We start from the raw sequence: 11299 nt of genomic DNA, 5'->3' as shown, positions 1-11299 counted from the left end.
GAAAAAGTATTTAGTCGTCCCTAGATTCTTAAACGAATCTAGGGATTTTTTATTGGAGGAAAAAAGATGGCAAACTTTGATATTTTAGCAGACTTAAAATGGCGTGGAGCGATTAACCAGCAGACTGATGAAGCAGGACTGACCAAATATTTACAAGACCACGATGACTTAGCCCTTTATTGCGGCACTGATCCTACTGGTGATTCGCTGCACATTGGACATCTTATTCCCTTCATGATTTTAAAAAGATTTCAACTGGCTGGATATCACCCTGTGATCGTTATAGGTGGCGGCACAGGAACAATTGGTGACCCCTCTGGACGTAAGTCAGAGAGAGTACTCCTTAGTGCAGAAAAATTACACGAAAATGAACTTGCTCTTACAAGTCAAATGGAAAAATTGTTTGGAACTGATAACTTTCAAATTGTTAACAACGCAGAGTGGCTTGATAAATTAAGTTTAATTGAATTCTTGCGTGAATACGGCAAGCACTTCCAAGTTAATAATATGATCAATAAAGACGTAGTTGCCAGCCGCCTGGAAAATGGTATTTCATTTACCGAGTTTTCTTACCAGATTTTACAGGCCATTGATTTCTACCAGTTAAATAAAAATTATGGTGTTCAAATGCAAATTGGTGGTAGCGATCAATGGGGCAATATCACAGCAGGAATTGATTTGATCCATAAATTAATGGGGTCAGACAGACAAGCTTTTGGTTTGACTATTCCATTAATGCTAAAAGCCGATGGTACTAAATTTGGTAAATCAGCTGGTGGTGCGGTTTGGCTTGACCCAGAAAAGACCAGTCCTTACGAATTTTACCAATTCTGGATTAATCAGGATGATCGTGACGTTGTTAAGTACTTGAAGTACTTTACTTTCCTTAGTCATGAAGAAATTGATGATCTGGCGGAGCAAGTAAAAGCTGAACCGTGGAAGCGGACAGCGCAAAAGACATTAGCTAGAGAAGTAACAAAATTTGTTCACGGAGAAGCAGGCTTAGCAGAAGCAGAAATGATTACAGATGCTTTGTTTTCTGGAGATATTAAAAGTCTTTCAGTTAAGCAGATTAAGCAGGGCTTAAAGAGTGCACCTGCAGCCGAATCAACATCTCAGAACAAAAATATTGTAGACTTCTTGGTTGACACCAAAATCGAACCCTCTAAGCGCCAGGCTCGAGAAGATGTTACCAACGGAGCAATTTATGTGAATGGTGACCGCCAGCAGTCAGTCGACTTTGAAGTTGAACCTTCTAAGGCTTTTGACGGCAAATATGTCATTATTCGTAAAGGTAAAAGAAAATATACTTTAGTTACAATTAAAGATTAGTCTAAAACAGTCTGTTGCAAAGATGGCAATAGACTGTTTTTAGTTGTGAATTATAAAGTGTATAATAAAAAGCACTTTAATTTCTGTTCTGAATTTAAAGAGGAGGATAAAAATGCGTGCACGCGTAATACTTTATAATAAAGAAAATAAGGCTGTTTTATTAATCCACAGATTTAAAAATGGTCGTAACTACTGGGTAATACCTGGTGGTGGAGCTAAAGGACATGAAACTCCAGTTGAAACTGCAATCAGAGAAATTGAGGAAGAGTTAAATATTCAGCTAAGACCAACTGATCTGATACATTTTTTTAAATATGAAGAAAAAGAGTATGAGGAATTCTATTATGCTAAAATTCCATATATTGTTGCTCCTAAAATCAGTGGTGAAGAAAGAGAGCGGTCGAGCAGCAATAATGTTTATCAACCAGAATGGGTGGCCGTTAAAGAGCTGCCAAAGATTAATTTAATGCCTCCTGAAATTGCTGCCAAAATAGTAACTCTGATTTGACAAAAAAATTCTGTAATTTCATACTATTATGTTAGTGAAATATTTATCTGAATGCTCAGATAGGAGAGTAAAAATGGCTGACAGAGAAATGTTAGTAACTACTACCGAAAATATACCTGGTAGAAAATATGAAATTATTGGTGAAGTGTTTGGTTTAACGACTCAGTCCAAAAATTTTGTTAAAAATTTTGGTGCAGGATTAAAATCTGTAGTTGGTGGTGAAATTCACAGTTATACCAAAATGCTTGAAGATTCACGCAGTCAAGCTGCAGAGGATAAGGGTGCAGACGCAATTGTAATGATGCGTTTTGACTCTAGTTCAATCAGTGGCGACATGCAGTCAGTGGTTGCTTACGGTACCGCTGTGAGATTTATTGCAGACAACGAATAGATATAGTATTATTTGAAGTATTCGCTCTATAAGAGATGGATGCTTTTTTATTATTGTTGATTTGCCACTTTAGCTCAGAAGGTAGAGCACCGCCGTGGTAAGGAGGAGGTCCTCAGTTCAAATCTGGGAAGTGGCTTATTTTTTTGGCAAATAATTATGGCTAATGTTTCTATTCGTATGTGATGCAAAAACATAAAGCAGCTTTTAAAGCTGCTATGATAACATTTATAAACCACTTTATGTATAAAACTTTGTCTTAAATAAGTTGAAATAAATCAATAATCTTATAATTTTATGTTGCCTAAATTACGCGCTAATTATATAACTAATAGTATAAGACGTGAAATTTATAATAGGAAAAATTATTGACATGTATATTAAAGTAAGGAAGTTTATTTGCTATGAAGAAAGTTAAATTATTTAAGAAAATGTTAATTGCAGGAGCGATGTTAACTATCGGTTCTGCTTCATTAGGTGTAAGCGCTCAGCCTATTTTGGCAAAATCTCTGCCAGTTGCCACGACAAAGGATTATAACAAGTTGCAGAAGCTTTCTAAAAAGCCTGGTGCTCATTACATTAAAAAGAGGAAATGGTACGCCAGCTTTGTCCCGGGTGATAATGTCCAAGCATATCGGCATTTAACGTCACATAAACTATTGGAAACTAGATCCGATCCTGGAGTTGATGATTGGGATATTTTTATAGGTGCTGGAACAATTAATGGTACTCGTTATTTCATTAGCAATATTAAAGAAAAAGATGGTAAAACGAAATATATAATTCCAGCAGCATATTGTCAGGTGCCTTACGGATACCAACTTAAAAAAGGACATGCCGTAGTTCACGATTACAATGGGTCTTTAGCCAATGCTTATAATGGTTATAGTGAAACTGATCATCAATATGGTAAGACATTAACTAAAGAAAATATTATTTATAGTAATAAGGAAGATGCCACATTTACTGTTTCCTTGAAGCAAGATGGTCAAACTAAAGGAAAACACAAAGGCTTTTGGATTGGGCGTACACCGATTAAATTCAGAGTTGATGGCACAAATACTTATGAAAACTATTACCCCCTTTATAACTATGTCGCAAATGGTGAATTGATTGTTAGTTATATTAAAACCAAAGATTTGAGTCAATTTAAACGCGCAACAGTTAAATATGATCACATTGGCACAATTACTAAGAGCCATAAATTCAAGCCTGCTCATAAAAAACTAAATATTTAATACGAGTTAAAAGAGAATTAATTTAACAGTATTGTTAGCTCGTTATGAAATAAATTTGGTCAAATTAAAAAAAAGAGATAGACTATTAAACTAGTAGTATAAATTACTAAAGTTAATAGTCTGTTTTTTTATAATATAAAGGGTAATAAAGCTAGTAATAACTGTTGTCGTATTCATAAAAATTAAAATAACTAAGCATTTTGGTGCCTAAGGGACTTTAAATTTGCTTAAGTAGAAACCAAGTCTTTATTGGAACTGCTTATTTTATGAAAAAGTATTTTACAAATTAGAAAGGAAATTAACTTGGATTTAACTAAAGTAACTGATTTTGTTAAAGAGCAGCTGAAAAATGAAAAAACAGGGCATGATTTTTATCATGGACAACGAGTAGCTCATCTGGCCAGCAAAATGTATTTACAAGATAATCCTGATGCACATGAAGATAGCCGCGTGGTGGCTATTATTCAAACTGCGGGATATTTACACGATACTATTGATGAAAAAATCTGTGCTGATCCTGATCAAGTTCTTGCCCACATTAAAGAACTGCTTCCTAAGGTGGGTTTTACTTCCCTAGAAGTCAAAGATATTTTATTCACTATGCAACATATGTCTTTTTCCGCTAATATAGAGCATCATTATCAGTTGCCAGTATCAGGAGAGTATGTGCAAGATGCTGATCGCATTGAAAGCTTGGGTGCAATTGGCATTGCCCGTGCGTTTACATATGGCGGTGCTCATGGCAATGTTATATACGATCCCAGAATCAAGCCACAGAAACTTGTAAGCCATGATCAATATCGTGAACATACAGAAACAACAATTAACCATTTTTATGAAAAACTGTTTCAATTGGCTGATTTAATGAATACTGCTGGAGGTAAAAAAGAAGCGCAAAAAAGAACGGAATTTATGCGTGATTATGTGAAAGAATTTATGACTGAATGGAATGTTTAAGCTGCATGTAGTCGCATGTGGCTTTTTATTTTGCTCTTTTTAAAAACACGAACATTAAAAATCACAGCAAGTCTAACTGACTGGAAAATTTGATTTGGGGATTTTCCATTTTTAACAGTGCCCTCTTGCGTTCAAGACCACCGGCATAACCAGTTAAAGACCCATCACTGCCAATTACACGGTGACAGGGAATAATTAAACTAATTGGATTATGTTTGACTGCATTGCCAACAGCGCGCGCCAAATTTATCTTATTTTGTCCTTTTTGTACGCGATTAGATAATTCTTTATAAGTGGTTACTTCACCATAAGGTACTTTTTGTAGTTCTTTGAGCACTTTTTGGCTAAAAGTAGACACATTGGGTTTAATTGGTACAGCAAATGGATCAGGAGTTTGGCCAGCAAAATAGTTCGTTAGCCATTTTAGAGCTTGTTTAATAGGTCTAGTTGCAAAAACTTCGGCAACATTCAAATCATAGCCGGCACCAAAATATTTTTGACCGTTAAACCATAATCCTAATAAATTATTTTCGTTACTTAAAAGCGTTAATGTTCCTAATTCTGATTCGAAAAATTCTTTATATAGCTTCATTTTATTTCTTCTGTAATAAATAAATTTTTTACTGTATTATACGTTAATTCCTGAACAATAGGTGATTTCAATTTTTAGCACTAAAGCTTACTCAAGATTTAGCAGCTTAACCAGTTCTATACGAAAATTTTAACTTTTTTCATTGTTGTATACAAAACATTATGAATAAAGCTTAGTTTCGCTTTCATGAAAAAATAGGAATGCTATCAGATCAACACTTTATCTTGTAGTGATTTTTTGACAATGGTACCAGATGTGGTATGTTAATTAATGTAAAAAAATAGGAGGTCACAAGATGAAGTCAAAATTTAGAAAGTTCTTTTCCATTAGTGCGGTGGTAGTCGCTGCAGGATTAGCGCTTACAGCATGCTCAGGTAAAAAGCAGGGAGGTAGTAGTAATTCGAGCAGCAGTGCCAAGCACTCCATTGCGCTAATTACTGATACTGCTGGGGTCAATGATAATTCTTTCAATCAGTCTGCATGGCAAGGATTTAAAGAATACGGCAAAGATCACAGTCTTAGTCGTGGACGTAATGGCTACCAGTATTTTCAATCTGGCAGTGCTGCAGATTTTGAACCCAATTTTGATCAAGCAAGCAAAGCTGGCTATCAGACAATTTTTGGTATTGGCTATAGCTTAAAAGACGCTGTCAAAGCAGCTGCTAAAAAGAATCCTAAAAAGAACTACGTTATTGTTGACGAAGTAATTAAGGGGCAGAAGAATGTGGCCTCCGCCAATTTCAAGAGTGAGCAAGCTTCTTACTTAGCGGGTGTTGTAGCAGCAACTGAAACAAAGACCAACGTAATTGGTTTCATTGGTGGTGCTCATGGCAATATTATTGACTTGTTTGATGCTGGTTTTACTAAAGGTGTTAATGATCAAGCCAAAAAGCTGCATAAAAAAATTACACTGCTAAATCAGTATGTGGGTGATTTTAAGAGTGCAGACAAAGAAAAAGCCATTGCTCAGTCAATGTACGCTAAAAAAGCTGATATTATCTTTCATGCTTCTGGTTTAGCAGGCAATGGTCTGTTCCAAGAAGCTAAATCTATTAATCAAACTAGAACAGGTGCTAAAAAAGTCTGGGCTATTGGTGTTGACTCTGATCAATCACATTTAGGCAACTATAAAACTAAAGATGGTAAAAAAGATAACTTCGTTTTGACTTCTGTGATTACTGGTGTCAATGTTGCTACCCGAGATATTTCTAACCGTGCTTATGAAGGTAAATTCCCAGGTGGCCAGCAATTGGTTTATGGCCTAAAAACCAATGGTGTCTCAATCAAACGCGGACAAATAAGTGCTAAAGCTTGGCAATATTCACGTCAGGCACGTAATGAAATAATTAAGGGCAATATTAAAGTGCCAATTCACCCAAGTAAATAGTTCGTTGATAATCCGATTTCTTTATCTAAATCTTACTAAAAAAATAATTATCTTGAATTAATACGTATTTTATTATAATATTAGTTATGAAAAGTTCGTATTTTGTGGAGGGTAATATAAATGGGTAAGAAATTTACGAAATTTTTGTCATTAGGAATCTTAATGGCTTCATTTACTTTGTTTTTGAATGCTTGCTCGGGAAAAAAGCAGGGAACAAGCAGTCAAAACAAGAAGGACAGTATTGCGTTAATTACGGATAGCAACGGTATTAACGATCAGTCCTTTAATCAGGCTGCTTGGGCCGGTTTTAAAGATTATGGTAAAGAACATAACTTTAAACAAGGCAAAGGCTACCAGTATTTTCAATCTAGCAGTGCCACTGACTATACGCCTAATTTTAATCAGGCTGCCAAGTCTGGTTACCAAACAATATTCGGTATTGGCTATATGTTAAAAGATTCAGTTAAGGCTGCTGCCAAGAAGAATCCTAAGAAAAATTTTGTAATTGTTGACGATGTGATAACTGGTCAGAAAAATGTAGCTTCTGTTACTTTTAAGAGTAACGAATCATCATATTTGGGTGGTGTAGCTGCAGCTTATTCAACTAAAACTAATAAAGTTGGTTTTATCGGCGGAGCAAAATCTGCAATCATTGATACTTTTGAAGCAGGTTTCAAACAGGGTGTAAAAGACGCTGCCAAAGCTCAACATAAAAAGATCAGTGTCAGCACGCAATATATCGGAAACTTTACTTCAAATGATAAAGCTAAGTCAATTGCACAATCTATGTACGCTGACAACTGTGATGTAGTCTTCCAAGCTGCCGGTTCTGCCGGTAGTGGAGTTTTCCAAGAAGCTAAAGCACTTAATCAAACTAAGTCGGAAAATAAAAAGGTTTGGGTAATTGGTGTTGATGTTGATCAGGAAAACCTGGGAAACTACAAAACAAAGGATGGTAAAAAGGCTAACTTTACTTTAACTTCTGTATTGAAGGGACTAAATGTTGCAACCAAATCTTTAGCTGATGATGCAGCCAAAGGTAAGTTCCCTGGAGGAAAGCACCTGGTTTATTCATTAAAAGGCAATGGTGTTTCAATTACTAAAGGCAATCTGGCACCAAAGGCATGGATTGCAGTACAAAAGGCTAAGCAGCAAGTAGTTTCCGGAAAAATAACAGTAGCGCAGAATTAAAGTAAATTAACGTTTAAAACTCTTTGTGTAAATTTATGCAAAGAGTTTTTTTAGAAAAAGGAAATTTACGCAAAATGAAAGATATGACGAACGTAATAGAGATGCGCCATATTGTGAAGGATTTTAACGGTTTTAAAGCCAATAATGATATTAATTTGACTTTAAGGAAAGGTGAAATTTTAGCTCTTTTGGGAGAAAATGGTGCAGGTAAATCAACTTTAATGAGTATTTTATCTGGCTTGATTACCCCTACCGCAGGTTCAATTTTGGTTCGGGGGAAAAAGGTTAATATTAAAAATCCAACTGTCGCAAAAGATTTGGGTATAGGCATGGTACACCAGCATTTTATGTTGATGGATTCCTTTACTGTTTTAGAAAATATCATTTTGGGTCATGAAACTACCAAGGGTCCTAAACTGGATTTTAAAAAAGCAGAAAAGCAAATAATGGCCTTGTCTGAGCGTTATAACTTAAATGTTGACCCATTGAAAAAGGTCAGTGAGATTACGGTTGCTCAACAGCAAAGAGTGGAAATTTTGAAAGTTCTTTACCGTGGAGCAGACATTATGATTTTTGATGAGCCCACTGCTGTTTTGACCCCCCAGGAGATTACAGAATTTATTCAAATACTGCATGAACTGGCAAAAGAGGGCAAATCAATCATTTTAATTACACATAAACTGGAAGAAATCGAACGAGCAGCTGATCGTGTAACTGTGATTCGTGCTGGTAAAAGCGTAGGAACTTTTGATGTCGCTAATGTTGATAATAATCGTCTGGCAGAATTAATGGTGGGACGTCACGTTAACATGCAGGTTAATAAGTCCACAAAAAAAGGTGGACGCACAATGTTGCAAGTTGAAGACTTACATGTTAAAAACAAACAAAATGTTGCGGTAATTAAAGGTTTGTCTTTTGAATTGCATGCTGGAGAAATATTGGGAGTCGCTGGTATTGATGGCAACGGTCAGGATGAACTTGTCAGAGCTTTAACCGGTTTGCAACATATTGATTCTGGCAAAATTTTGATTGATGGTGAAAATATGACTAATCGTAAGGTACGGCAAATAACCGAAAAGGGCGTGTCATATATCCCTGCTGACCGACAAAAATATGGTTTGATCCTGCCTTTTTCAGTTTCTGATAATTTGGCTTTACAAACTTATTATAAGGAACCATTTTCTCGCCATAACGTGATGCATTATGATGTAATTCATGAACATGCCAAGAAATTAATTAAACAATTTGATATCAGAACTACAAGTGAAAGAATGCCTGTAAGTGATTTATCTGGAGGTAACCAGCAAAAAGTCATTATTGCCCGTGAATTGAGTCGCGACAGTAATTTAATTATTGCTTTTCAGCCGACTCGTGGCCTTGACGTTGGTGCCATTGAATATATTCATAATCAGCTCTTAAATGAGAGAGCTCAGGGCAAAGCAATTTTGTTAATATCTTATGAGCTTGATGAAATTATGCAATTGTCAGACAGAATTATTGTGCTTCACGATGGTAGAATTTCTGGTGAAGTCAAGCCAGAAAATACTAGTGATGAAGAATTAGGTTTGTTAATGACCGGCGTTAAGAAAGAAGGTAATGCACTTGCTTAAAGTTACACTAAAAACCAAGAAAATCTTAGTGCCAATCATTTCTATTTTGGCAGGCTTTTTAGTCGGAGCAATCATCATGCTGGTTTGGAGTTACAATCCGTTTCAAGCATATGCTTCAATGTTTTCCAGTGCGTTAGGAAACATGAACGGCATAGGTGAGACGATCCGTGAAGCTACCCCGCTGATTTTTACCGCTATTGGTTTTGCTATAGCTTCTACTGCCGGTTTTTTCAATATTGGCTTGCCTGGTCAGGCTCAAGCTGGCTGGTTATCTTCTATCTGGGTGGTTTTGGCTAATCCTAATATGCCTAAGGCAATTTTGCTACCTTTGGCAGTAATAACAGGCATTCTGGCTGGCGCACTTGTTGCTGGTATTGCTGGTTGGCTCCGTGCACAATTTGGGACTAATGAAGTCATAACAACCATTATGATTAACTATATTGTGCTTTATTCGTGTCAATATTTAATGCAACAGGTTATGTCATCTAAATTGCGTATTGATACTGATACTACTAAAACAATTGCTGATAATGGCAGCTTGAAAATTGGATGGCTTAGCACAATGTTTGGTGATTCACGCATTAATGCAGGTGTTTTTATTGCTTTGGTTGCAGTTTTTTTATATTGGTATTTAATGAGAAAAACTACTACAGGTTTTGAAATTCGTTCAGTTGGTACCAATGCTGAGGCGAGTCGTTATGCAGGAATGTCAGCCAAAAAGAATATCATGCTTTCTATGTTATTATCTGGTGGATTTGCTGGCTTAGGCGGTGTTGTTCAAGGTCTTGGCACATATCAAAACTATTTCACCCAAACGACCAGCTTAGATATCGGGTGGGATGGTCTGTCCGTTGCTCTTCTTGGTGGTGGGACAGCTGTTGGCATTTTACTGGCTTCACTATTATTTTCAATTTTAAAAATTGGCGGTCTAGGGATGCAAACCATTGCCGGTATTCCTTATGAAATTGTCTCAATAGTAATTGCTGCTATCATTTTCTTTGTTGCTATTCAATATGTAATTGGATTATTGTTTAAAACTAAAAGGGCTAAAGAAATCCAAAAAGATACAGCGACTGAAGAAACTGAACCAAATAATGTTACAGTGAGTTCTACAAAGACCCAGGGAGGACAAAATTCATGAATTTAGTTACAATTTTAGCGTTAATTGTGTCATCGACTTTTGTCTATTCAGCACCATTAATTTTTACCGCTTTAGGCGGTGTTTATAGTGAAAATTCAGGTATTACCAACATTGGCCTTGAAGGAATAATGACAATGGGGGCTTTTTCTGCCATTGTGTTTAACCTGACTTTTGCTTCTACTTTTGGTAAAGCAACTCCTTGGATTGGTCTTCTTGTCGGGGGCATTGTTGGCTTATTGTTTTCGCTGCTTCATGCTGTAGCGACCATTAATTTTCACGCTGATCACATCATCAGTGGGACTGTCCTCAATCTTATGGCGCCACCATTAGGAGTGTTTTTAGTCAAAGCTATATATGATAAAGGTCAAACTGAAAACATTACTCAGAGTTTCGGCTACTTTAGTTTTCCTGGATTAGCAAATATTCCTGTCATTGGACCAATTTTCTTTCAAAATACTTCTGCACCTGCCTGGCTGGCAATAATTGTGTCAATCGCACTATGGTGGATTTTGTATAAAACTCGCTTTGGCTTGCGTCTGCGTTCCTGTGGTGAAAATCCCCAAGCAGCTGATACTTTAGGGATCAATGTTTATGGTATGCGCTACGCTGGCGTGCTAATATCCGGCTTTTTAGGCGGAATTGGCGGAGCAGTTTTTGCGGAAGCAATTTCAGGCAACTTTTCAGTTTCTACTATCGTGGGGCAAGGTTTTATGGCGTTAGCAGCCATGATTTTTGGTAAGTGGAATCCATTAGGTGCAATGCTAGCGTCACTCTTCTTTGGTTTTGCCCAAAGTATCAGCATTATTGGCAATCAGCTACCATTCTTTAGTCACATTCCTGCTGTTTACATGCAGATTGCTCCTTATGTAATTACCATTTTAGTTTTAGTTTTGTTCTTTGGAAAATCCGTTGCTCCAGCAGCAGATGGTCAGAATTATATTAAGTCAAAATAGGA

At 36.4% G+C, this 11299-nt stretch carries 11 protein-coding genes and 1 tRNA gene; 11 read left to right on the top strand and 1 reads right to left on the bottom strand.

Annotated elements, in window-relative coordinates; translation table 11 throughout:
• Positions 1-66 precede the first annotated feature (66 nt).
• The 6 genes from tyrS to F5ESL0261_RS08390 all read left to right on the top strand — a co-directional run bounded on the left by tyrS (position 67) and on the right by F5ESL0261_RS08390 (position 4423).
• Positions 67-1332 carry a tyrosine--tRNA ligase gene (gene tyrS, locus F5ESL0261_RS08415; RefSeq protein WP_122052883.1) on the top strand — a complete coding sequence of 422 codons (1266 nt, stop codon included), beginning with the start codon at positions 67-69 and terminating at the stop codon, positions 1330-1332.
• Between the two features lie 112 nt (positions 1333-1444).
• Positions 1445-1840, top strand: coding sequence for an NUDIX domain-containing protein (locus F5ESL0261_RS08410; RefSeq protein WP_122052882.1), 396 nt, complete (start codon positions 1445-1447; stop codon positions 1838-1840).
• Between the two features lie 88 nt (positions 1841-1928).
• Positions 1929-2231 (top strand): heavy metal-binding domain-containing protein, encoded by a 303-nt coding sequence (locus tag F5ESL0261_RS08405; RefSeq protein ID WP_122052931.1) that lies wholly within the window; start codon positions 1929-1931, stop codon positions 2229-2231.
• 63 nt (positions 2232-2294) lie between these two features.
• Positions 2295-2367 (top strand) — tRNA-Thr (locus F5ESL0261_RS08400).
• Positions 2368-2632: 265 nt separating this feature from the next.
• On the top strand, positions 2633-3466 hold the full coding sequence (locus tag F5ESL0261_RS08395) for a hypothetical protein (RefSeq protein ID WP_122052881.1): 834 nt from the start codon (positions 2633-2635) through the stop codon (positions 3464-3466).
• Positions 3467-3769: 303 nt separating this feature from the next.
• Positions 3770-4423: an HD domain-containing protein gene (locus F5ESL0261_RS08390; protein ID WP_122052880.1), complete on the top strand. Its 654-nt coding sequence runs from the start codon at positions 3770-3772 to the stop codon at positions 4421-4423.
• Between the two features lie 61 nt (positions 4424-4484).
• On the opposite strand, the gene F5ESL0261_RS08385 is transcribed toward F5ESL0261_RS08390, so the two are convergent.
• Positions 4485-5015, bottom strand: a complete 531-nt coding sequence (locus F5ESL0261_RS08385) for a methylated-DNA--[protein]-cysteine S-methyltransferase (protein ID WP_122052879.1) — start codon at positions 5013-5015, stop codon at positions 4485-4487.
• Between the two features lie 295 nt (positions 5016-5310).
• On the opposite strand from F5ESL0261_RS08385, the gene F5ESL0261_RS08380 reads away from it, so the two are divergent.
• The 5 genes from F5ESL0261_RS08380 (at position 5311) to F5ESL0261_RS08360 (ending at position 11297) form a co-directional block, all read left to right on the top strand.
• Complete coding sequence (locus F5ESL0261_RS08380; RefSeq protein ID WP_045928588.1) at positions 5311-6402, top strand: BMP family protein; 1092 nt, start codon at positions 5311-5313, stop codon at positions 6400-6402.
• A 120-nt stretch (positions 6403-6522) separates the two neighbouring features.
• Entirely contained in the window at positions 6523-7593 is a 1071-nt protein-coding gene (locus tag F5ESL0261_RS08375) for a BMP family protein (protein ID WP_122052878.1), read from the top strand.
• Between the two features lie 74 nt (positions 7594-7667).
• On the top strand, positions 7668-9203 hold the full coding sequence (locus F5ESL0261_RS08370; RefSeq protein ID WP_122052877.1) for an ABC transporter ATP-binding protein: 1536 nt from the start codon (positions 7668-7670) through the stop codon (positions 9201-9203).
• Complete coding sequence (locus tag F5ESL0261_RS08365) at positions 9196-10344, top strand: ABC transporter permease (protein ID WP_122052876.1); 1149 nt, start codon at positions 9196-9198, stop codon at positions 10342-10344. The genes F5ESL0261_RS08370 and F5ESL0261_RS08365 overlap by 8 nt, the downstream gene beginning before the upstream one ends.
• Complete coding sequence (locus F5ESL0261_RS08360; RefSeq protein ID WP_122052875.1) at positions 10341-11297, top strand: ABC transporter permease; 957 nt, start codon at positions 10341-10343, stop codon at positions 11295-11297. The genes F5ESL0261_RS08365 and F5ESL0261_RS08360 overlap by 4 nt, the downstream gene beginning before the upstream one ends.
• Positions 11298-11299: the final 2 nt, after the last annotated feature.

It is taken from the genome of Lactobacillus sp. ESL0261, assembly GCF_003693025.1.
GTDB classification, from domain to species: domain Bacteria; phylum Bacillota; class Bacilli; order Lactobacillales; family Lactobacillaceae; genus Lactobacillus; species Lactobacillus kullabergensis.
This window is presented reverse-complemented; position numbering and strand designations above follow the sequence as displayed.